Genomic DNA, 23,103 nt, shown 5'->3' on the forward strand with positions numbered 1-23,103 from the left:
TCGGCGGCGTGTAGGGAGACGCAAGATGGCACGAGAACTCGGCTGGCTCAGGCAATTCCAAGCGCCACGATCCGATTCCCTGCCACCACTGATCGTCTTCCCGCACGCGGGCGCGGGCGCCTCGGCCTACCGGGCCTTCGCCAAGACGCTTTCCGAGAACTTCGACGTCGTGGTGGTGCAGTACCCCGGCCGCCAGGACCGGGCGCGCGAGGCCGCCGCCCAGACCCTGCCGGAGCTGGCCGAGGGCACCCTCGCCGCCTTCCGGGAGTCCGCGCACCACACCGGCGCGCCGCTGACGGTGTTCGGGCACAGCATGGGCGCGATCGTGGCCTTCGAGTTCGTGCGCCTGGCCGAAGCGGCGGGCCTGCCGGTGCGGCTGCTCGCCGCCTCCTCGGCCGCCGCGCCAGGACGCATCGCCGAGCTGCCCGGCCATCCCACCGAGGACGAGGAACTCCTCGACCACATGACCGCGCTCAACGGCACCGGCGCCGAGGTGATGGGCAGCCGCGACGTGCTGCGCATGGCCTTGCCGGTGATGAAGGCCGACTACCGCGCCTTCGACGCCTACGCCTGCCCGGCCGACGTGCGCATCGCCGCCCCCGTGCGGGTGCTCGGTGGCGACGACGACCCCTTCGTCGCCCCGCGCGACCTCTACGCCTGGTCCGCGCACAGCAGCGCCGAGGTGGCGGTGACCCTGTTCGCGGGCAACCACTTCTATCTCAACGACCACGTCGAGGGCATCGCCGTACTGCTCGTGCCGGAAAAGAGCTCGGTCGCGTGAGCGCCGCCGACGATCCGATCGTCATCGTGGGCATGGGCGTGGAAGCGCCCGGCGGCGTGGAGACCCTGCCGCAGTACTGGTCCGCGCTGGCGAGCGCCACCGAACTGATCGGACCGTTCCCGCGGGACCGGGAGTGGCCGCTGGCCGAGATCTTCGCGCTCGGCCGCCGGGAGGGCTGGTCGCCGGTGCGCGACGCGGGCGGCTTCCTCACCGGCGCCACCGAATTCGACGCCATGTTCTTCGGCATCACCCCGCGCGAGGCGGTGGCGATGGACCCGCAGCAGCGGGTGGGCATGCGGGTGGCCTGGCGCGCGCTCGAGCACGCCGGGCTGAACCCGGCGGGCCTCGACGGCGCGTCGGTGGGCTGCTACATGGGCGTGTCGATGATCGAGTACGGGCCGCGCGCCTCCGCCGTCAACGACTACAGCGGCTTCCGCGCCACCGGCACCGCGCTGGGAGCGGTCGCCGGACGCATCTCCCACGCGCTCGGCCTGATCGGCCCCTCGGTCAGCGTCGACACCGCATGCGCCTCCTCACTGACCGCTGTGCACCAGGCCGCCGCCGCCATCCGCGCGGGTGAATGCGACTGGGCGCTGGCGGGCGGGGTGTGCGTGATGGGCACCCCGGGTGCGTTCTACGAGTTCTCCAAGAACAACGCGCTGGCCACCGACGGCCACTGCCGCCCCTACGCCGCGGACGCCACCGGCACCCTGTGGGGCGAGGGCGCGGGGGTGGTCGTGCTGGAGCGGCAGTCGCGCGCGCTCGCGCAGGGCCACCGCATCTACGGGCAACTGCTCGGTTCCCGGATCAACCACAACGGCAAGGGCGCGCCGCTGGCCGTGCCCAACGCGACCGCCCAGGAACGGCTGGTGCGTGACACCCTCGCCGTCGCGGGGATCGAACCCGAACTCGTCGGGCTGGTCGAGGGCCACGGCACCGGCACCCCCGTCGGTGACCCGCTCGAGCTCACCGCGCTCGGCGCCACCTACGGTGCGCCCGGCGCGAACACCCTGCTCGGCTCGGTGAAGTCGAACGTCGGGCACGCCCAGGCGGCCTCGGGCATGCTCGGCCTGATCAAGCTGCTGCTGTGCGGGCTGCACGGCGAGATCGCCCCGACCCTGTGGGCCGACCGCCCGACCACGGAGGTCGACTGGGACGCCACCACCCTGCGGCTGGCCGCGCAAGCACAGCCGTGGAAGCCGATCGACGGCGTGCGCTACGGCGCGGTGTCCTCCTTCGGCGTGGCAGGCACCAACGCCCACGCGATCGTCGCGATGCCCGTGCTCGAGGAGGACAGCGATGTCTAGTTACCTGCTCCCCGACGGGACCGTGCCGGTCCTGATCTCCTCCGACACCGCCGACGGCGTGCGTGCCGAGGCCGCCGCCGTGCTGGCCTACCTGGACGAGCATCCGCGGGTGAGCCCGGAGCGCGTGGCGGAGATGCTCTTTCGCACCCGCGTCGCGCGCCGCTACCGCGCGCTGGCGATGGTGCGCACCCGCGAGGAACTGCTCGACGGGCTGCGCGCCGTCGTCGCGGACACGCCCTCGCGGGTGGTCGTGACCGGTGACGGTGCCGCGAGTGCGCGCCGCATCGGGTTCGTCTTCCCCGGTCAGGGCAGCCAGCGGCCCGGCATGGGCCGGCTGTACTACGACGTCTCCGACGCCTACCGGGCCGCCGTGGACGCCTGCGCCGCGATCCACCGGGAGCGGTTCGAGCACGACCAGCCGCTGCACTACCTGCTCGGTGACGAGGGCAGGTACCAGGACACCGTGTGGGAAGTGCAGCCCGCGTTGATGTTCCACATGTACGGCCTGGCCGCGATGTGGCGTGCCGCGGGCGTGGAACCGGCCGCCACCGTCGGCCACAGCCAGGGCGAGCTGGCGGCGGGCGCGGTGTCGGCGGTGATGACGCTGCGCGACTCCGTGCTCGCGGTGACCCACCGGGCGCGCCTGGTGGAGCGGATCTCGCCGCGCGGCTACTCGATGGCGGTGCTCGGCATGGACCGCGAGGAATGCGAAGCGCTGCTGGCCCGCCATTCCGGCTGGGCCGAGCTGTCGGTGGTCAACGCCCCGCACATCCTGGCCATCTCCGGGGACCGCGACACCATCGTCGACATGGTCGAACTCGCCACCGCGCGCGGGCAGTTCGCCCGCGAGATCAAGGTCTCCTATCCGGCGCACACCTCGATCGTGGCCGAACTGCGCGAGCACTTCATGTCCTTCCTCGGCGACGAGATGAGCGGCGAGTGCTTCACGGCCAGCGAGATCCCCTGCTACGGCGCCACTTTGGGCGCCGCGATCACCCCCGACCTCACCCATCGTGACTACTGGTACTGGAACCTGCGCAACCGCGTGCGGTTCGACCGCGCGGTGGTCGCCGCCGTCACCGACGGGGTGGACACCCTCATCGAGGTCGCCGAGCACCCGGTGCTGCAACTGGCGTTGCAGGAGAACCTGACCCTCGTGCCGCGGGAGAAGCTGCCGCTCGGCCGCGACGTCAAGGTGCTCGGTACCTCGCTGCGCACCGCCGAGGGCCTGGCCGAATTCACCAGGAATCTCGCCACCATCGCCGTGCACGACCTCGACTACCGGTGGGACGCGCTGCGGACCGACGACGGCGCCGCACCCAGGCCGCCGTTGCGCGACTTCCCGCACACGATCATGCACCCCAGGCGGCTGTGGGCCGGGCCGGACCTGCCCGCCGCCGAGCCGCAGCCGGACGCCGCCCCCGCACCGGAACGGTTGGTGGAGACCTGGATTCCGCTGGACAAGCGGTCGATGCTGGCACCGCGCACACTGGCCGTGGTCGACCACACCGGCCGCTGCGCCGAGCTGGCCGATGCCCTGGTCGCCGCCGCCGACCGGCACGGGGCCACCGCGACCGTGCTGGACGCCGCCGCGCTCGCCGGTGACCTGCCGGAGTTCGACACCGCCGTCGTCCTGCTGCCCGAGCTGCCCGACACCGACGGCGCCGCGGCGCTCGACGACTTCGCCGCGTTCTTCGCCGACCGGGCCTGGGTGCCCGCGCTCGACCGGCTGGGCCCGGGCGGGCAGTGCTGGCTGGTGACCACCGGCGGGGAGAGCGTGCTCGCCGACGACCCGGTGCCGCACCTGTTCCACGGCGCGGTCGCCGCGGGCTACCGCAGCGCGGGCATCGAACGGCCCGGCATCCTGTTGCGCCACCTCGACCTCGCCGCGGGCGCGGGGCCCGACCAGGCGGCCCGCATCGTCACCGCCGTGCACACCGCAGGCGAATGCGAACTGGCCCTGCGCGGCGGCAAGCTCTACGTCAAGCGCCTGGTCGTCGACCCGGCCACCGACGCGAGCGCCGCCGACACCGACCTGTCGCATGTGCTGATCGTCGGCGGCACCGGACAACTCGGGCTGCGGTTCTGCGAGCACTTCGCCCACGCCGGAGCGGGCCGGGTCACGCTGGTGAGCCGGTCCGGCGAGACCGAGCGCGTCGCCGGTGAACTGAACCGGCTGCGCCGCCTCGGCCGCACCGAGATCGTGGTCGAGGCCTGCGACGTGTCCGATGCCGAAGCGGTCAAGCGCTTCGCCGCGACCATCGAGTCGGCGCCGGTCAGCCTGCTCATCCACGCGGCGGTCAACTACGTCGACGCCGAACTGCCCGACATCACCGCCGAGATGGTCACCGAGGCGGCCGGCTCCAAGGTGCTCGGCCTGGGCACCGTGCTCGACATCGTGCCGTTCACCGAGCAGCAGCGGATCCTGCTGTGCTCGTCGACCGCCGCCACGCTCAGCGGTCGCGGTCAGATCCTCTACGCGGTGACCAACCGGATGCTCGACATCCTGGCGCGCCGGCTGCGCGCGCAGGGCCGCGACGCCATCTCGATCGAATGGGGCCTGTGGAGTGTCGCCGGGCCGCTGGACGAGGCGGGCTTCGCCCGGGTCGCCGACGCGGGCGTCCACCCGATGGCGCCGGGGGACGCGATCACCGCGGGCTTGGCCGGCCCGTGGGGTGACGCGATGATCATGTCCGCGGACTGGGCGTTCCTGCGTGAGGTGCTCGACACCTTCGGCCAGGGCAGCGTGCTGCCCGAGATCGCCGCTCCGGCGGCGGCGTCCGCGCCCGAGCCGGACGTGGTCGAGCCGGTGGTCACCGAACAACCGGCGGCACCCGCCGCCGCGGACCGGCCGCTGGCCGAGCGGATGCTCACGCAGTTGCACAAGGTGATGGGCACCGACGGCTCCGAATCCATCGACGGCTCCGTGCCGTTGGTGGCGCTGGGCCTGGACTCGTTGCAGGCGCTGGACTTCCGCAAGCGCGTCAAGGCGGAACTGGATCGCGACCTGCCGGTCGCGGCGATCCTGGGCGGTGCGTCGCTGGACGACGTCGTCGCGCTCATGGCAGAGAACACCAACTAGGGCTGAGGGGCCAGATTCATGTCAGACACCGATGCCGCGAACCTGTCCGTGCTGGAGCGCCGCAAGCTGCTGTTGCAGCGGCGGCTGCGCGAAAGCGGTTTGGCCACGGCCGAATCGGACGCGCAGCGGGCCCAGGCGGGCGAGCGGTACCCGCTCTCGCCCGGTCAGCGGCGCATGTGGTTCCTGCAGACCAGGGACGCCGCCGACACCACCCTGAACATCTGCCTGGCCTACCGGCTCACCGGCGCGCTCGACGAGCAGCGGCTGCGCGAGGCGTTCGGTACCGTGGTGGCGCGCCACGACCTGCTGCGCACGACCTACGGGGTGGACGAGCAGGGCGAGCCGTACCAGGTGTTCACCGACGACGTGGTGCTCGCCTGGCAGTCGCACGACCTCACCGACCTGCCCGAGCAGGGCCGCGCGCGCCGCGTCGAGGTGCTGGCGCGCCGGGAGTTCGGCAGGCCCTTCGAGCTGGCCGCCGAGACCCCGCTGCGGGCCACCCTGGTGCGCACCGGTGCCGAGGAGCACGTACTGGTGCTCGTCGTGCACCACATCGCCTTCGACGACGAATCGTGGCCGGTGTTCTTCGCCGAGGTCAACGCCGCCTACAACGGCGCGGAGCCGGGCGCCGCGCCCGCGCAGTTCGTCGCCGCCGAGGTGCTCGCCGGACCGGACGAGCCGGCCGAGGCCGACGTCGAGTACTGGCGGGCGAGCCTGCGCCCGCTGCCCGAGCCGCTGGAACTGCCCGGCTCGGCGCCGTCGCAACCCTCCACCCAGGCCGAGCGCCGCACCCTTGCGCTGCCCGCCGACCTGATGAACCGCGTGGACGCCTTCGCCCGCGACCGGTCGGCGACGCCGTTCATGGTGCTGCTGGCCGCCTTCGACGCCCTCGTGCACCGCTACACCGCCGCCACCGATTTCCTGGTGTCGGTGCCGGTCACCAACCGCCGCGCCGCCACCGAGGGCCTGATCGGCTACTTCGGCAACACCCTGCTGCTGCGCGCCGCGGTGCGCCCGCACGACAGCTTCACCGGCCTGGTCGAGGCGACCAGGGAGACCTGCCTGAACGGCTTCGCCCACCAGAGCGTCGGCATCGACCGGGTGGTGCGCGAGGCGAACCCGGAGCGGGTCGCCGGCCGCGACGGCATGGACCAGCTGGTGCGGCTGGGCTTCAGCGTGCGCAAGGGCTCCGACGCCTTCGCGCTGCGCGGGGTCACCGCCCAGCAGTTGGAGCTGGGCGCGCCCACCGCGCAGGTGCCGCTGGCGCTGGCCGTGGTGCTCGAATCCACCGGCGCGCTGCTCGAACTCGAATACCAGACCGACGTGCTGTCGGCCGAACTGGTCGAGCAGCTGCTGCGGCACTACCTGCACCTGCTCGACAGCGCCCTGCGCGAGCCCACCCGCCGCCTCGCCGACCTGGCGATGCTCAGCCCCGAGGATCGCGCCGCGGTGCTCGAGCAGTCGCACGGCGAACTGGTGCCCGCACCGGCCACCACGATGGTGGCGCTGCTCGAGCGCGCCGCCGCCCAGCGCCCCGGCGACCTCGCGCTCGTCTCCGACGACACCGAACTCACCTACGACCAGCTGCACCGCCGCGCGAACCGGGTGGCGCGACTGCTCATCGCCGAGGGCATCGGCACCGAGGACATCGTCGGCCTGCGGATGACCACCTCGGTGGAGTTCGTGGTCGCCATGCTCGCCGTGCTCAAGTCCGGCGCCGCCTACCTGCCGATCGATCCGGCCTACCCCGAGGACCGCATCGAGTACCTGGTGGAAGACGCCGAACCCGCCCTGGTGCTCGGCCCGGTCGAGTTCGCCGCCGCCGAGTCGGCCGCCGCCGACCTGCCCGACACCGCGCCCACCGACGCCGACCGGGTGCGCCCGTTGCTGCCCGGCAACCTCGCCTACGTCATCTACACCTCCGGCTCCACCGGCAAGCCCAAGGGCGTGCCCGTACCGCACGCGGCCATCGCCGAGCACGTGGAGAGCTTCACCGCGGAGTGGGGCATGACCGCCGAGGACCGGCTGCTGCAGTCCTCCTCGGTGAGCTTCGACGCCTCGCTGCTCGACCTGTTCGTCACGCTCTCGCTGGGCGCCCGGCTGATCGTGCCCAAGCCGGACGCGTTCCGCGACATCGCCTATGTCGCCGACCTCATCACCCGCCGCGGCGTCACCGTGCTGCACATGGTGCCGTCCATGTTGAGCACGTTCCTGCTGCTGCCCGAGGTCAGCGAATGGCGGGCGCTGCGGCACGTCCCGGTCGGCGGCGAGGCGCTGCCGGGCGAGGTGGCCGACAAGTTCGCCGGCGTCTTCGACGCGGAACTGCGCAACCACTACGGTCCCACCGAGGCGGTGGTGTGCTCGACCCACATGCCGGTGGAAGGTCCGCAGGGTACCGGGGTGGTGCCGATCGGCGTCCCCAACCGCAACGTCTACACCTACGTGCTCGACGAGGCGTTGCAGCTGGTGCCCGCGGGCGTGGTCGGCGAGCTGTACCTGGGCGGCGACCAGCTGGCCCGCGGCTACCTCGGCCGCCCCGAACTGACCGCGCAGCGTTTCGTCGCCGACCCCTTCAACCCCGGTGCCCGGCTGTACCGCACCGGTGACCTGGTGCGCCGCAACCACTTCGGTGAGCTGGAGTTCGTCGGCCGGGCCGACGAGCAGGTCAAGGTGCGCGGTTTCCGCATCGAGCTCGGCGAGGTGGAGGCGGCCGTCGCCACCCATCCCGCGGTCGGTCACTGCGTGGTCGTCGTGGCCGAGGACCCGGCCGTCGGCCCGATGCTGGCCGCCTACGTGGTGCCCGCCGCCGACGAGATCGCCGGTGGCGAGATCGATCTCGAGGAGGTCCGCGCGCACGCCGCGGCGGTGCTGCCGCAGTACATGGTGCCCAGCGCGTTCGCGGTGATCCCGGAGATCCCGCTGACGGTCAACGGCAAGCTGGACAAGCGGGCCCTGCCCGCGCCCACCCCGGCCGTGGAGCGCAGCTTCCGTGAGCCCGCCACCGCGACCGAGCGACGCCTCTGCGCCATCTTCGGGCACCTGTTCAAGATGGAGCGGGTCGGTGCCGACGACTCGTTCTTCGAACTCGGCGGGCATTCGCTGCTCGCCGCCCGGCTGGTCGCGCAGATCCGCGCCGAGTTCGGCATCGAGCTCGACGTGCGCGCGATCTTCGACACGCCCACCGCGGCGGGCCTGGCCGCCCGCCTGGTGGCCCGGTTCCGCGACGAGTTCGACATCGACCTGGACTCGATGGACGCCGACTTCGACGGCGCGGACACCGAATTCGTCGGTGCCGACATCGACTTCGTCGAGGCCGAGGGGGCGCTGCCCGGCGGGTCCGCGCGGCCGCCGCTGGTCGCCGCGGAGCGACCGGAACGCATTCCGCTGTCGTACTCGCAGCTGGCCATGTGGTTCCAGTACCGCATGGAGGGCGCGAGCGTGGCGGGCAACCTGCCCTTCGCCATGCGCATCGACGGCGACCTCGACACCACCGCGCTCGCGGCCGCCCTCAACGACATCGTCGCCCGGCACGAGGCGCTGCGCACCAACTTCCCCGAGCACGACGGCGTGCCGTATCAGCTGGTGCACCCGAGCCTGCAGATCGAACTGCCGGTGCTGGCGACCAGCGAGGAGGACCTGGACGCCACCCTCGACGAGCTGCGCGGCTACCTGTTCAGCGTCGAGACCGAGCCGCTGATCCGGCCCACCCTGCTGGTGCTCGGGCCGCGCACTCACGTGCTCTCGCTGCTGGTGCACCACATCGTCGCCGACCACGCTTCGCTGGGCATCTTCCTCGACGACCTGATCACCGCCTACCGGGCGCGGGTGGCCGGGAGCGCGCCGCGGTGGGCCGCGCCCGCGATCCAGTACGCCGACTACGCGCTGTGGCAGCGGGCGGCGTTCGACCACGAACCCGCCGGTGCGCCCAGCGAATTCGCCCGCGCCGAGATCGAGCACTGGCACGGTGTGCTGGCCGGGCTGCCGGACGAGATCTCGGTGGCACCGGACCGCCCGCGCCCGCCGGTGCTCGGCAAGCGCGGCGAGGTGGTCACCTTCGTGGTGCCCGCGGCCGAGCGCGCCGCCCTCGAGGGCCTCGCCAAGCAGAGCGGCGTCAGCGAATTCATGCTCTACCAGGCGGCCGTCGCGACGCTGCTGCACACCCTCGGCGGCGGCACGGACATCGCCCTCGGCACGCCGGTCGCGGCCCGCGTGGAGCCCGCGGTCGGCACGCTCGTCGGCCTGTTCGCCAACATGGTGGTGCTGCGCAACGACCTCGCCGGCGATCCCACCCTGCGCACCGTGATCGCGCGCAGCCGCGACGTGGTACTCGACGCGCACGCCCACCAGGAACTGCCGATCGAGCGACTGGTGGAGGCGCTGAACCCGCCGCGCTCGCGCTCGCGTAATCCGTTGTTCCAGAGCATGATCCACTTCCGTGGCGCGGACTGGGCGCCGGCGCCCACCGCGTTGAGCGAATCCGGCGACACCACGCTCACCGTGCTGCCGACCGATTTCGACATCTCGTTCCTGGATCTGAACCTGAGCCTGAACGTCGGGGTGGACGGCAGCCTGGAGGTGCGCGTGGTCGTCAACGCCGACCTCTACGAGCCGGCCACCGCGCGCTCGATCGCCGACGCCCTGCGCGCCACGCTCGCCGCCTTCGCCGCCGACCCCGACCGCAAGGTCTCCGAACTGCGGGTGCTGCCACCGCAGGAACTCGAGCGGCTGCTCGCCCCGCCCGCGCCGCGGGACACCGCCGGCGCGGGCGCGGTGTCCGGCGGTTCGGTCGAGACCGAGCGCACGCTGATCCAGCTGCTCGAGGAACTGCTCGACATCACCGATGTCGAACCCGAGGACAACTTCTTCGCCCTCGGCGGCGACAGCGTGATCTCCATCCAGTGGTCCGCGCGGGCCGCGGCGCTCGGCCTCGCCCTCACCCCGCAGCTGGTGTTCGAGCACATGACGATCGCCGAGCTGGCCGCCGCGGTCGACGCCGCCGGACCGGTGGATGCGCAGGCCGAATCCACGGCCGCGCCGCAGCCGGAGTCCGCGCCGATGAGCGCGTCCGGCCTCGACTCGGACGCACTGGCCGCGCTCACCGCCTCCTGGCAGGCCCAGTCGTGACCGGGGCCACGCCGCAGATCGAGGACGTGCTGGCGCTGAGCCCGCTCCAGGAGGGACTGTTCTCCCTGGCGCGGGTCGGCGGCGACGACCTCGACCTGTACACCATGCAGTTCGTGGTCGACATCGACGGACCGCTCGACGTCGCGCTGCTGCGCCGCAGCGCGCAGGCCATGCTGGACCGCCACCCCAACCTGCGGGCGGCGTTCTGGGATCGCGACGTGCCCAAGCCGGTGCAGATCGTGCCGAGCCACGCCGAGCTGCCGTGGACCGAACGGCAGGCGCAGCCGGCGGAATTCGCGACCATCGCCGAATCCGAGCGGCGCAGGCCCTTCGACCTGAGCCGCGGCCCCGCGCTGCGGATCGTGCTGCTGGAGGTGCCCGAGCAGGCGCGCAGGCGGATGATCCTCACCGCCCACCACATCCTCATGGACGGCTGGGCGGTCGCGGTGTTCTTCACCGAACTGCTCGCCGTCTACCGGTCGGGCGGTGACCTGTCGGTGCTGCCCGCCGCGCGCCCCTACCGCGACTACATCGCGTGGCTGGCCGGACAGGACACCGCCGCGGCGACCGCACGGTGGGTCGAGTACCTGTCCGGACTGAACGGCGCGCTCATGCTCGCCGACGGCTCGGCGCAGGTGCGCGGCGCCGTGCCGGAAACCACCGCGGTCCGGCTGTCGGCGGCGGAGAACGAGCGGTTGCAGCAGTGGGCGCGGGCCAACGGACTCACCCTGGCCACCGCCGTCCAGTTCGCTTGGACGGTGGTGCTCGGCAGGCTCACCGACCGCCGCGACGTCGTGTTCGGCACCACCATTTCCGGGCGGCCCGATCAGCTGCCCGGGGTGGAGGGCATGGTCGGGCTGTTCATCAACACCGTCCCGGTCGTGCATCATCTCGACCGCGACACCACCGTGGTCGAGCAGTGCGTGCGGATGCAGCGCGACAGCGCCGCCATGCGCGACATCGGTTACCTGAGCCTGTCCGCCGTGCAGCGCGCGGCCGGGCACGGCACGCTGTTCGACACGCTGTTCGTCTTCGAGAACGCCCCCATCGGCGACGCCATCCAGACCGTCACCGCGCCCGACGGCGCGCGGTTCCGCCCGGTCGAGATGGAGAGCCTGGCGCACTACCCGCTCACGGTCGTCGCACACCTCGACGGACCCGAACTGCTGGTGCTGGTGGAGGCGATTCCCGAAGCGCTGCCGTACTTCTCGCCCGCCGACATCGCCGAACGCCTGCTGGCGGTGCTGCGCGCGCTACCCGACTCGAGGTCGCTGACCCCGGACGCGCTCGACATCCTCACCCCGGCCGAGCGGGCCGAGTTCGGCGGGACAGCGGCGACGTCGTCCGCCGACGAGGCGGCCGACCTGGCCGACGTCGCGGGACTGACGATCTGGGAGCTGTTCGAGCGCCAGGTCGAGCGCACCCCGGACGCGCTCGCCCTCACCACCGGCGCGGGGGACCGCGTCACCTACCGCGAACTGCACGCCGCCGCGGCCCGGCTGGCCGGTGAACTGGCCGAGCACGGTGTCGGCCCGGAACGGGTCGTGGCGCTGACGCTGCCGCGCTCGGCGCAGTCGCTGGTGGCGATCCTCGCCGTGCTCGCGGCCGGCGGCGCCTATGTGCCGGTGGACATCGCGCTGCCGCAGACCAGGATCGACTCCATCCTGCGCCAGGCCGCCCCGGTGCTCGCCCTGACCGTGGCCGCCACCGCGGCATCGGCCGGTGACGTTCCGACGCTGGTACTGGACGATCCGGCGGTCCGGCAGCGCATCGCAGCGCGGGAACCCGTCGCGCCCGTCGTCGCCCGCCATCCCGAGCAATGCGCCTACATCATCTTCACCTCCGGCTCCACCGGCGAACCCAAGGGCGTTGCCGACACCAACGCCGCGGTGGCCGCCTATTTCGCCGACCACCGCGCCCGCTGCTACCGGCCCGCCACCGCACGCCTCGGCCGCCCGCTGCGCATCGCGCACGCCTGGTCGCTCAGCTTCGACGCCTCCTGGCAGCCGATGGTCGGGTTGCTCGACGGCCAGGCACTGCACCTGTTCGACGCCGAGGAGATGCGCGACGCGGGCCGGATCGTGGCGGGCATGGCCGAATTCGGCGTCGACATGATCGACACCACCCCCTCGATGCTCGCCCAGCTCGACGCGGCCGGGTTGCTGGAGCGGCGGCTGCCGGTGCTGGCCCTCGGTGGTGAGGCGATCGACACCGCGCTGTGGAATCGCCTGCGCGCGTTGCCTGACACCGCCGTCTACAACTGCTACGGCCCCACCGAGACCACGGTGGAAGCCGTCGTCGCCCCGGTCGGCCGCTACGAGACACCCACCATCGGCACCCCGAACGCCGGAATGGCGGGCTACGTGCTGGATTCCATGCTGCGGCCGGTGCCGCGCGGCGCCGTCGGCGAGCTGTATCTGGCCGGTCCGCAGCTGGCGCGCGGCTACGTCGGCAAGCCCGGGGTCACCGCGGACCGGTTCGTCGCCGACCCGCTGCGCCCCGGCGCCCGGATGTACCGCACCGGCGACCTCGTGCGCCGCCTGCCGCACGGCGGCTTCGCCTATCTCGGCCGCGCCGACGACCAGGTGAAGATCCGCGGCTACCGCATCGAGATCGGCGAGATCGAGACCGCGCTGCGCAGGCTGCCCGGCGTGCGGACCGCCGCCGTGACGGTGGTGCGCCGCGCCGGCGGCGCGAGCCTGGTCGGCTTCGTCGTCGGCGACACCGCGTCGGCGGGCGAGGCCCCCCGGCTGCGCGCCACGCTCGCCCAGCGCCTGCCCGCCTACATGGTGCCCGCCCGGATCGTCGTGCTCGACCAGCTGCCGGTGAACGCCAACGGCAAGCTCGACGGCCACCGGCTCACCGCGCTCGCCGAACAGGCGCTCGCCGGCGGCGGCGCCGACCGGGCCGAGCCGACCACCGACACCGAGCGCGCGCTGTGCGAGGTGTTCGCGGAGTTGTTCGACGGCACCGCCCCCGGCATCGACGACGACTTCTTCGCCCTCGGCGTGGACAGCATCGTCGCGATCTCGCTGGTCAACAAGGCCCGCAGGCGCGGCATCACGCTGAGCCCGCGGATGGTGCTGTCCGCCCCGACCGTGCGCGAGCTCGCCGCCGCCGTGGACGCCGCCGTCGAGATCGCCGGTCCGGCCGAGGCCGCCGAATACGGCGAGGTGCCGCCGCTGCCGGTGGTGTCCTGGATGTACGAGTACGGCAACCACCGCCGGTTCACCCAGTCCGCGCTGCTGCGGGTGCCGACCGCGATGCCGCCCGCCACGCTGGCGGCGGTGCTGCAAGCCCTGCTCGACGGCCACGACACCCTGCGCGCGGTGGAGGCCGACACCGCCGACGGCCCGCGGCTGGTCACCCGCGAGCCCGGCGTCGTGCGCGCCGCCGATCTGCTCACCCGGGTCGAGCTGCCCGGCGCCACCGAGGCCGAACTCGACGCCGCGATCCGGACGCACGCCCGCGCCGCCAACGACGCGATCGACCCGCGCACCGGGTCGATGGTGCGCGCGGTGTGGTTCACCGGCGCACCGGACGGGGACATCCTGCTGCTGGCCGTGCACCACCTGGCCGTGGACGTGGTGTCCTGGCACATCATGCTCGCCGGCCTCGCCGAGGCGTGGCAGGCGGTGGAGTCCGGCGCCGCGCCGAAGACGTTGCCGGAGTTCACCTCCTACCGCCGGTGGTCGCAGCTGATGTGGCAGCGCGCGGCCGAGCCGCAGGTGCTCGCCCAGCGCGACTACTGGGCGAGCCAGGTGCGCGACCCGGATCCGGCACTGGGCCGCCGTCACCCGCATCCGGCCACCGACACCTGGTCCGGCCTGCGGGTCACCCCGGCACTCACCCCCGTCGCGGTCACCGAACAGGTGCTGGCCGGCCTCGGCAGGGACGAAGGGGTGCGCGAATTCCTGCTCGCCGCACTGACCCTCACGCTGGCGAGCTGGCGGGTCGAACGCGGTGACGATCCCGGCGCCGGTGCGCTGATCGCCCTGGAAGGGCACGGTCGCGCCGATGCCACCCTCGGCGCCGACACCAGCAACACGCTGGGCTGGTTCACCAGCGTGTTCCCGGTACGGCTCGGCACCGGTGCCGCCGCGGTCGACCTGGCCCGGGTCGAGGCCGACCCGAGAATGGGTCGGGCGCTGCTGGATTCGGTCACCGCGCACCTGGCCGCGATCCCGGAGCAGGGGCTCGACTACGGCCTGCTCCGGTACGTCGCGCGCGCCGCCGAACTGCGGACCGGGGCCGAGCCGCAGGTGGAGTTCAACTATCTGGGCCGGGTCGATCTGAGCGGCAGCGTCGGTGCGCCCTGGTCGTTGCTCACCGGGCCGCGCAACGAGGCGTTGCCGCTGGACCCGGAACCCGACCTGCCGCTGCGGTACGCACTCGACGTCATCGCCGCCGTCGGCAGCACACCGGAAGGGCCGCAGCTGAGCACCAACTGGCGGTGGAGCGCGGACCTGTTCACCGCGGCCGAGGCCGACCGCCTGGCCGAGCTGTGGCAGCGCAGCATCGCGGCGCTGGCCGCCGCCCTACAGCAGACATCAGACAAGGAGTGACAGCGGAATGGAGTCGGCACAGCAACGGGGAGACGCCGCCACGGCGGGCATCGGCAAGGACGAGGTCCGCGCCGCGATCGCGGCGCAACTCGGCCTCGCCGTCGAGGACATCGCCGACGGTGACGATCTCATCCAACTGGGACTCGATTCGATCCGCACGATGAAGCTGGCCGGTGGCTGGCGCAAGCGGGGCGTGGACGTCAACTTCGCCCAGCTCGCCGCCGAACCCACCGTCGAAGCCTGGTACGCCCTGCTCGGCGCGGGTGACGGCGCCGAACCGGTGGCCGCCGAGGAACCCGCCGGGCAGCAGGCGGCGGCCGACGCCGACGAGTCGGCTCCGTTCCCACTGGCCACCATGCAGCACGCCTACTGGATCGGCCGCTCCGGCGAGCAGGAGCTCGGCGGTGTCGCCGCGCACCTCTACGTCGAATTCGACGGCGGCCGTATCGATCCCGCGCGGCTGGAGAAGGCGGTGGCCGACCTGGTCGCGGCGCATCCCATGCTGCGCACCCGCTTCCTGCCCGACGGCACCCAGCAGACCATGCCCGCCCCCGGCAAGCCGGTGTTCAGCGTCGTGGACCTGCGCGACCACGACGCCGACGCGACCGAGGCGGCCCTGGCGGACCTGCGCGAGCAGAAGACCCACCAGCTGCTCGACATCGAGGCCGGGCAGGTCATCGACATCACCCTCACGCTGCGCGACGAGAACAGCACCCGCCTGCACCTCGACGTCGACATGCTCGCCGGCGACGCCATGAGCTACCGGGTGCTGATCTCCGATCTCGCCGACCTCTACCACGGCGCCACCCTGCCCACCCCGGGCTACAGCTACCGCCGCTACCGCACCGAACGGCAGATCGACGAGGCCGCCCGTGAGCGTGACCGCCGCTGGTGGCAGGAGCGCCTACCGGAGCTGCCGGGCGCGCCCGAGCTGCCCACCGTGCCGGTCGCCGAGCGCACCGACCCGCACCGGACCGTCCGCTACAACCACTGGCTGGCCCCCGAAGCCAAACAGCGCCTGCTCGCGGCCGCCCACGAACGCGGCATCACCCCGGCCATGGCGCTGGCGGCGGTGTTCGCCGAGGTGATCGGCGGCTGGTCGGCGCAGAGTCGCTTCCTGCTGAACGTGCCGCTGTTCCACCGCGAACCGGTGCACCCCGACATCGACCGGGTGATCGGCGATTTCACCTCCTCGATCATGCTCGAGGTGGACGTCACCGAGAACATGACGGTCGCCGACCGCGCCCGTGCCCTGCAGCGCAGCATGCACGACAGCGGCGCGCACACCGCCTACTCCGGTCTCGAGATGCTGCGCGACCTCGGCCGTCACCGCGGTGAGCCGGTGCTCGCGCCGGTCGTCTACACCAGCGCGCTCAACCTCGGCGAACTGTTCGCCGACAAGGTCACCGAAACCTTCGGCGAGCCGGTGTGGATCATCTCGCAGGGCCCGCAGGTGCTGCTCGACGCCCAGGTCACCGAGGTGCGCGGCGGCCTGCTGCTCAACTGGGACGTGCGCGAATCCGCCTTCCCCGACGGCATGATCGAGGCCATGTTCGCCTGCTACACCGAGGCGATCGGCCGCCTCGGCGAGGGCGAGGCGGGCTGGCAGGCCGAGGCCGCCGTCCGGCTGCCGCGCGCCCAGGCCGAGGTGCGGGCCGCGGTGAACGCGACCGACGGCCCGGTCAGCGGACGCTGCCTGCACGAAGGCTTCTTCACCCGGGCCGCCGCGAACCCCGACGCCACCGCGGTGGTGTGGGGCATCGGCGCGGACGAAGGCCGATGGACCTACGGCGAGCTGGCCGGCCAGGCGCTGGCCGTCGCGGGCGCGCTGCGGGCCGAGGGCGTCGGCCGCGGCGACGCCGTCGCGGTGCAGCTGCCCAAGGGACGCGATCAGATCCTGGCCGTCCTCGGCGTGCTCGCCGCGGGCGCGACCTACGTGCCCATCGGTTTCGATCAGCCGGTCGGGCGGCGCGCCGAGATCCTGCGGACCGGCGACATCGTGGCGGCGCTGACCGTGCCCGGCGCGGACCTGGGTGTGCCGATCCCGACGCTGTCCATCGACGCCGCCCGCGCCTACGCGGCCCCGCTGGACGCACCCGACATCCCGCCGACCTCCGAGATCGCCTACGTCATCTTCACCTCCGGTTCGACCGGTGTGCCCAAGGGCGTCGACGTGCCGCACAGCGGCGCGATGAACACCATCGACGCGGTCAACGACTGGTTCGAGGTGGGCAGCGCCGACCGCGTGCTCGCCCTCTCGGCGCTCGAGTTCGACGCCTCGGTCTACGACATCTTCGGCATGTTCGCCGTCGGCGGTTCGATCGTCGCGGTGGATGCCGAGCGCCGCGCCGAGGCGACCACCTGGGTGGATCTGCTGCGCCACCACCGGGTCACGATCCTCAACTGCGTGCCGAGCATGCTCGACATGATCCTCGAGATCGGCGGCGACGAGCTGGGCGACTCGCTGCGCGCGGTCACCCTCGGCGGTGACTGGGTGGGCGCGGACCTGGCCCGGCGGCTGGCGCGGCAGGTGCCCGGCTGCCGGTTCTCCGGCCTCGGCGGCGCCACCGAGACCTCCATCCACAACACCATCTGCGAAGTCGTCGGCGAGCCGCCCGCGCACTGGGCGACCGTGCCGTTCGGTGTGCCGCTGCGCAATGTGCGCTGCCGCGTCGTCTCGCAGGCCGGGCGCGACTGCCCCGACTGGGTGCCGGGTGAGTTCTGGGTGGGCGGTGCCAATGTCGCCGCGGGCTACCGCAACGATCCCGAGCGCACGGCCGAACGGTTCGTCGAACACGACGGCATGCGCTGGTACAAGACCGGCGACATGGCCCGCTACTGGCCCGACGGCACCATCGAGTTCCTCGGCCGCGCCGACCACCAGGTCCAGATCCGCGGCTACCGCGTGGAATTGGGCGAGGTGGAGAGCGCGCTGCGCACCGTGCCGGGCGTGCGGCACGCGGTCGCGGCCGTCGTCGGCGCGGGCGCACCCAAGCTGGTCGCCGCGGTGGCGGGGGAGCGCGGGGAGATCGGCGACATCACCGGCGCCGTCGCACACCTGTTGCCCGCCTACATGATTCCCACCCGGATCGAGTACCTCGACCAGATGCCGCTGACCGCCAACGGCAAGCTGGACCGCCGCGCGGTGGTGGCCCTGCTCGAGCCGCGCGTCGACGGCGAGGACGTCGACGGCAGCCCCCGCGACGACGTGGAGGCCGCGCTCGCCGACATCGTCGCCGGTGTGCTCGGCGTCGAGTCCGTCGGCGTGCACGACGACTTCTTCGGCATGGGCGGCGATTCGGTGCTGGCCACCACGGTCATCGCCCGGATCCGCGAATGGCTCGATCTCGACCACGCCCTGGTCGCCGACCTGTTCGCCAGCCGCACCATCGCCGCCCTCGCCACCCGCCTGGCCGAGCGCGAATCCGACCCGAACCGGCTGACCGAGGTCGCCCGCATGTACCTCGAGGTATCCGCGATGACCGACGAGGAGATCCTCGCTCAGATGTGAGCGACGCCCGGGGCGGCTCGCCCGCCCCGGGCCCCTGGATCAGAGCAAGCCGTACTCCCGGCCGACACAGCGGTCGATGCGGGGAACTAGGTCGCGGGAGAGCCGATGATGATGCTGCCGACGCTGCATTCCTCGAGTTCGTCGACGCCCGCCGCGCTGACGAAGGCGGCGGTGTCGCCGAAGCCCTGGGCGCAGGCACCCAGCCCCATGGCGGTGGCGGCGAGATAGATGGTCTGCATGAGGACGCCGACGTGCTTGAGGATCACCGCGTAGGCGACCTGCTCGTAGGTCCACATCACCCGGCCGGACCGCGCGCCCATCACGATCAGCACCTGCGGCTCGGCACCGTCGGCCAGGGTCGCCGAGGTCGACTTGATCAGCTTCTTCACCGCGGGCGAATCCGCGGGCGCCACCGGGCGCAGCACGTGATCGAACGAATCGTAGTGGTACATCCCGGACGCCAGCCCGGCCACATTGCGCACCACCGGATACAGCTCCAGCTCGTAGACGCTGCCGCCGGAGGGATACGGCCGCGACAGCAGTTCCTCCCCGTCCGGTGCGGGCTTGTGTCCCCGCGTGCGCGCCGTGCGATACAGCAGTTCGGCGAGCTGGTCGACGGTCATCGGATGCGCGTCGTCGAAGGCGCGCACCGAGACCCGGTCCTCCATCACCGCCGCCAGGCTCGGGTCGGCGACCCGCAACGCCTCCAGATCCGGCACCGGCAACGGCACCGGCGCGCCCGGGTACTGCGGTTTGCGCGCGGGCGGCTGCGGGAAACTGCCCTTGGCCCACTTGGTCGGGCCGAAGTGGTCCCAGGTCACCACCCGCTCGCCCAGCGTGCTGCGGCGGTGGAACCACAGGTCCGGCGCACTCCAGCTGCGGGTGCCGAACTCGGCGTCCTCGGCGAACTCGTCGGCGACCAGGAACCCGCACCAGTGCAGGTCCTCCACGAACTGGGTCTTGATCGGGATCGGCACGTTGGCGTCGGCCGCGCCGAGCCCGTCCAGCAGCGCGAGCAGCCGCGGATCGTGGATGCGCAGATCGCACCACGACCGCGGATGCTCGAGCACGAACCCCTCGGAATCCCGGTGCAACACCGCGAATTTCGACAGCGTCGCCGACCACGGCAGCGGCGCCGACGGCCGCGGCGCGGGCTGCCCGAAGGGCCGGATGGTGTAGAGGTCGCGCCCGCCGTCGCGGATGGTCACCGACAGCCACCCGCCGTCGGCGAGCCGGTCCATCAGCGTGGCCACGTCGGCGCCGTCGGCGGTCGCGGCCATCTCCGAGACCGTCTTCGGGCCCTGGTTCAGGGTCTTGAGCGCGCGCAGCTGCCCGGCCGCCAGACCGGTGAGCTTCTCGTTGCGCGGCGGGTCGAGCAGCACCGCGCCGGCCGGTGTCGTCAGACAGGTGACGCCGTCACGCAGCGCGAATCTGGTCTGGTCGGGATATGTGACGGCAGGCAAAACCGCTGACCTCCGCGTGTTCGTCGAACTCGATGACTGCGCTGGCTACTTCGCGGCCGCGGCGAACGCGGGCCCCAGCTTGTCGAGGATGTAGGGGACCGACAGGGCCGTCGGCTGGTTGACCGCGCTGATCTCCTGCGTGGTCAGGAACACCACGGCGCCCTTCTGCACCGAGGGCAGCTCGGCGTAGCCGGGCAGCTGGCGGTAGCGCTCGTCCATGCCGGGGGAGTAGCCCGCCAGCAGCAGATCGGCGGTCAGCTCGTCGACCCGCTCCGGGGACAGTGCGACGCGGCCCTGGTTGGCGGGCAGGTCGCGCAGGTTCTGCGGAATGGTCATGCCCAGCTGCTCGAACACCTTGGCCGAGCCGTCGTTCGGATCGGTGAGCACCATCAGCTGGGCCGGGCCGGCCAGCCAGGTGCTGGCGAAGGTCTTGCCCCGCAGCGTCGGGTTGGCCGCCAGGATGCCGGCGATCTTGTCGTCGACGCCCGCGATCACCTTGCTCGCGTCGTCCTGCTTGCCCAGCACCTTGCCCAGCGTGGTGATCTGCTCCTGCCAGGGCGTGACCGCGTCGGAGGTGAGCGCGGGCAGCGTCGGGGCCACCTTGCTCAGCTCGTCGTAGGTCTTCTGATCGGCGATGAACGGATCGGCCAGGATCAGGTCCGGCTCCAGTGCCGCGACCTGCTCGGCGATGTTGCCCGACGGGCTGATCTGGGTCGCGGAGTCCAGCGAGCCGGGCCGCTGCCACGGCGAGGTCGACTTCGACGCCACCGCGACGTTGTCGATGTAGCCGGCCGGGGTGACGCCGAGCGCGAGCGTGCTGTCGAGCCACTGGTTGCCCAGTGCGACGATCTTCTGCGGGGTGCCCTCGATCACCGTCTCGCCGCGCGCGTGGGTGATCGTCACCGACTCGCCGCCGGAACCGCCGTCCTCGGACGAACCACACGCGCCGACGCTCAGCACGAGCGCGCCGGCCAGCACGGCCAGCGCCGCCCGCGCCCAAACGCGCGTCCTCCCAACAGACCTCATCGTGTGCACCCTCCTTCATCGAGGACAGTCCTCGATCGGCTCGCCGAGCCGCCGGTAGTAGTCAGCCAAGGCTAACCTATCTATCTAGGCGGTCCTATGGTCACCTCCCGGTTCGCCCGTTCCACTCGACACCGCGACGCCCGGCGCCCACGCATCTGCCGGGTTAGACTGCGCCGACTTTGTGGCTCGTCGTGGGATGGGAAGCTCTGGGTTGGAAACGTCAAGGGACTGGGGCAACGAGTTCGTCGAATCCCTGAAATGGTTGGGCATCGCCTTCACCGCCACCGCCGTCGGCTTCACCATCGTGGTGGCGCTGCTGCTCACCCTGACCAAGTGGGGCAGGCAGTTCTGGTCCGTCTCCGGCGGCTACTTCCGCGGCCCCGGCGCCTGGCGCACGCTGCTGTTCGTCGGGGCACTGTTGTTCATGACGCTGGTCGTCGTCCGATTGAACGTGCTGCTCAGCTACTGGGGCAACGACATGTTCAGCTCGTTGCAGGCCGGTGGCTCGGCCTTCGCCGCAGGCGACTCCGCGGCGCTGGACCAGGCCGAGGACGCCTTCTGGAAGTCGATGATCGTGTTCACGGTCCTGATCGTCGTCTGGATCGTCAACCAGCTGGTCAACCTCTACGCCTCGATGGCCTTCGACATCCGCTGGCGGGTCTGGCTCACCGAGCACGTCACCACCGACTGGCTGCGCGACCGCGCGTTCTACCGGTCCCGGTTCATCGACAACACCATCGACAACCCCGACCAGCGTGTACAGCAGGACATCACGACCTTCGTGAACCAGTCGCGGGTGCTGTCGCTCGGCGCGGTGGAAGCGGTCGTCTCCATCGTCTCGTTCACCAAGATCCTCTGGGATCTGTCCGGGCCGATGACCCTGCTCGGGGTCACCATCCCGCGCGACGCCGTCTTCCTCGTCCTCATCTACGTGCTCGGCACCACGTTCATCGCCTTCTGGATCGGCCGTCCCCTGATCCGGATCAACTTCCTGCTCGAACGGATGACCGCCAACTTCCGCTACGCGCTGGTGCGCGTCCGCGATTCCGCCGAGAGCGTGGCCTTCTACCGGGGTGAGGGCACCGAGCGCCGCGGCCTGCTGGCCCGCTTCGCCGAGGTCATCCGGGTGCAGTGGAAGTACGTCTTCCGCTACCTGAAGTTCCAGGGCTGGAACTTCACCGTCACGCAGGCCGCGGTCATCTTCCCGTACCTGATCCAGGCCCCGCGCTTCTTCGACGGCGCGGTCAGCCTCGGCGGGGTCAACCAGACGGTGACGGCGTTCGGCAACATCCACGATTCGCTGTCGTTCTTCCGCAACGCCTACGACGAGTTCGCGGCCTACCGTGCCGCGCTCATCCGCATCGACGGCCTGCTGGTGGCCGGCGACGACTCCCGCGAGCTGCCCGAGATCGACGCCGCCGACCTCGCCGAGGGCGTGCGGCTGGACAAGGTCGACGTCCGCAAGCCCGACGGCCACGTGCTCATCGACGACCTGTCGCTGGCGCTGAGCCCCGGCGAAGCGCTGGTGGTGAAGGGCCCGTCCGGCAGCGGCAAGACCACCCTGCTGCGGGCGCTGGCGCAGATGTGGCCCTACGCCGACGGCCGGATCGAGCGCCCGGCCGGCGACGACACGTTGTTCCTGTCGCAGATCCCGTACCTGCCGCTCGGCGACCTGCGGGTGGCCGCCGAATACCCCGGCAAGCCGGAGGACATTTCCGACGACCGGCTGCGCGCCGTCCTGGAGAAGGTGCACCTCGGTCATCTGGTGGACCGGCTCGACGAGGAGGCCGACTGGGCCAAGATCCTCTCGCCCGGTGAGCAGCAGCGGCTGGCCTTCGGCCGCATCCTGCTGCTGAAGCCGAAGGTCGTCTTCCTCGACGAGGCCACCTCGGCCGTCGACGAGGGCCTGGAGTACTCGCTGTACAAGCTGGTGCGCACCGAGCTGCCGGAGACGATCGTGGTGAGCGTCGCCCACCGCAGTACCGTCGACCAGCACCACACCCGGAAGCTGGAACTCCAGGGCGACGGCCCGTGGACCCTGCAACCGGTGGCCGTGACCGCCTGAGCCGAGCGCGATGCGCCCGGATTTGGGCCGACCTGGGCTTTCCCTTACACTAGACCGGTTGCCTGCGGGAGCTCTGCCCGCAACTCGGCCGCGAACCCCCGGTGGTCGGCTCCGGAGTGCCCAACTCGGATCCAGAAAAACCGCTGGTAGGCGCGCGTTCGGGGGGTGACACGACCATG

At 72.0% G+C, this 23,103-nt stretch carries 9 protein-coding genes; 7 read left to right on the forward strand and 2 right to left on the reverse strand.

What is annotated here, in order from left to right; all coding sequences use genetic code 11:
- Positions 1 to 25 precede the first annotated feature (25 nt).
- Genes CRM89_RS25885 through CRM89_RS25910 form a run of 6 tightly spaced genes read left to right on the forward strand, consistent with a single transcriptional unit; the run spans position 26 to position 18,370 of the window.
- Positions 26 to 781, forward strand: a complete 756-nt coding sequence (locus CRM89_RS25885; protein ID WP_098086536.1) for a thioesterase II family protein — start codon at positions 26 to 28, stop codon at positions 779 to 781.
- A complete protein-coding gene (locus CRM89_RS25890) occupies positions 778 to 2,088 on the forward strand; it encodes a polyketide synthase (RefSeq protein WP_076573635.1) in 1,311 nt (436 codons plus the stop codon). The genes CRM89_RS25885 and CRM89_RS25890 overlap by 4 nt, the downstream gene beginning before the upstream one ends.
- Positions 2,081 to 5,170: a nocobactin polyketide synthase NbtC gene (gene nbtC / locus CRM89_RS25895; RefSeq protein ID WP_098086537.1), complete on the forward strand. Its 3,090-nt coding sequence runs from the start codon at positions 2,081 to 2,083 to the stop codon at positions 5,168 to 5,170. The genes CRM89_RS25890 and nbtC overlap by 8 nt, the downstream gene beginning before the upstream one ends.
- A gap of 18 nt (positions 5,171 to 5,188) precedes the next feature.
- The gene (locus CRM89_RS25900; protein ID WP_098086538.1) at positions 5,189 to 10,294 is read left to right on the forward strand and encodes a non-ribosomal peptide synthetase; all 5,106 of its coding nucleotides are present in this window, start codon (positions 5,189 to 5,191) and stop codon (positions 10,292 to 10,294) included.
- Complete coding sequence (locus CRM89_RS25905) at positions 10,291 to 14,859, forward strand: non-ribosomal peptide synthetase (protein ID WP_098086539.1); 4,569 nt, start codon at positions 10,291 to 10,293, stop codon at positions 14,857 to 14,859. Before CRM89_RS25900 ends, CRM89_RS25905 begins: the two co-directional genes overlap by 4 nt.
- Before the next feature lie 7 nt (positions 14,860 to 14,866).
- Positions 14,867 to 18,370 (forward strand): non-ribosomal peptide synthetase, encoded by a 3,504-nt coding sequence (locus CRM89_RS25910; protein ID WP_098086540.1) that lies wholly within the window; start codon positions 14,867 to 14,869, stop codon positions 18,368 to 18,370.
- Positions 18,371 to 18,456: 86 nt separating this feature from the next.
- On the opposite strand, the gene CRM89_RS25915 is transcribed toward CRM89_RS25910, so the two are convergent.
- Both CRM89_RS25915 and CRM89_RS25920 read right to left on the reverse strand, forming a co-directional pair.
- A complete protein-coding gene (locus CRM89_RS25915; RefSeq protein ID WP_086838819.1) occupies positions 18,457 to 19,833 on the reverse strand; it encodes a SagB family peptide dehydrogenase in 1,377 nt (458 codons plus the stop codon).
- Positions 19,834 to 19,878: 45 nt separating this feature from the next.
- Entirely contained in the window at positions 19,879 to 20,859 is a 981-nt protein-coding gene (locus CRM89_RS25920) for an ABC transporter substrate-binding protein (protein WP_172964574.1), read from the reverse strand.
- Positions 20,860 to 21,055: 196 nt separating this feature from the next.
- On the opposite strand from CRM89_RS25920, the gene CRM89_RS25925 reads away from it, so the two are divergent.
- The gene (locus CRM89_RS25925) at positions 21,056 to 22,924 is read left to right on the forward strand and encodes an ABC transporter ATP-binding protein/permease (RefSeq protein WP_060593139.1); all 1,869 of its coding nucleotides are present in this window, start codon (positions 21,056 to 21,058) and stop codon (positions 22,922 to 22,924) included.
- Positions 22,925 to 23,103 lie beyond the last annotated feature (179 nt).

It is taken from the genome of Nocardia sp. FDAARGOS_372 (genome assembly GCF_002554515.1).
GTDB lineage: Bacteria > Actinomycetota > Actinomycetes > Mycobacteriales > Mycobacteriaceae > Nocardia > Nocardia farcinica.

Bases quoted from the DNA above. Each gene is read 5' to 3' on its own strand.
- CRM89_RS25885 (WP_098086536.1), top strand. From the start codon at position 26: ATGGCACGAGAACTCGGCTGGCTCAGGCAATTCCAAGCGCCACGATCC.
- nbtC (WP_098086537.1), top strand. From the start codon at position 2,081: ATGTCTAGTTACCTGCTCCCCGACGGGACCGTGCCGGTCCTGATCTCC.
- CRM89_RS25900 (WP_098086538.1), top strand. From the start codon at position 5,189: ATGTCAGACACCGATGCCGCGAACCTGTCCGTGCTGGAGCGCCGCAAG.
- CRM89_RS25910 (WP_098086540.1), top strand. From the start codon at position 14,867: ATGGAGTCGGCACAGCAACGGGGAGACGCCGCCACGGCGGGCATCGGC.
- CRM89_RS25920 (WP_172964574.1), bottom strand. From the start codon at position 20,859: ATGAGGTCTGTTGGGAGGACGCGCGTTTGGGCGCGGGCGGCGCTGGCC.
- CRM89_RS25925 (WP_060593139.1), top strand. From the start codon at position 21,056: ATGGGAAGCTCTGGGTTGGAAACGTCAAGGGACTGGGGCAACGAGTTC.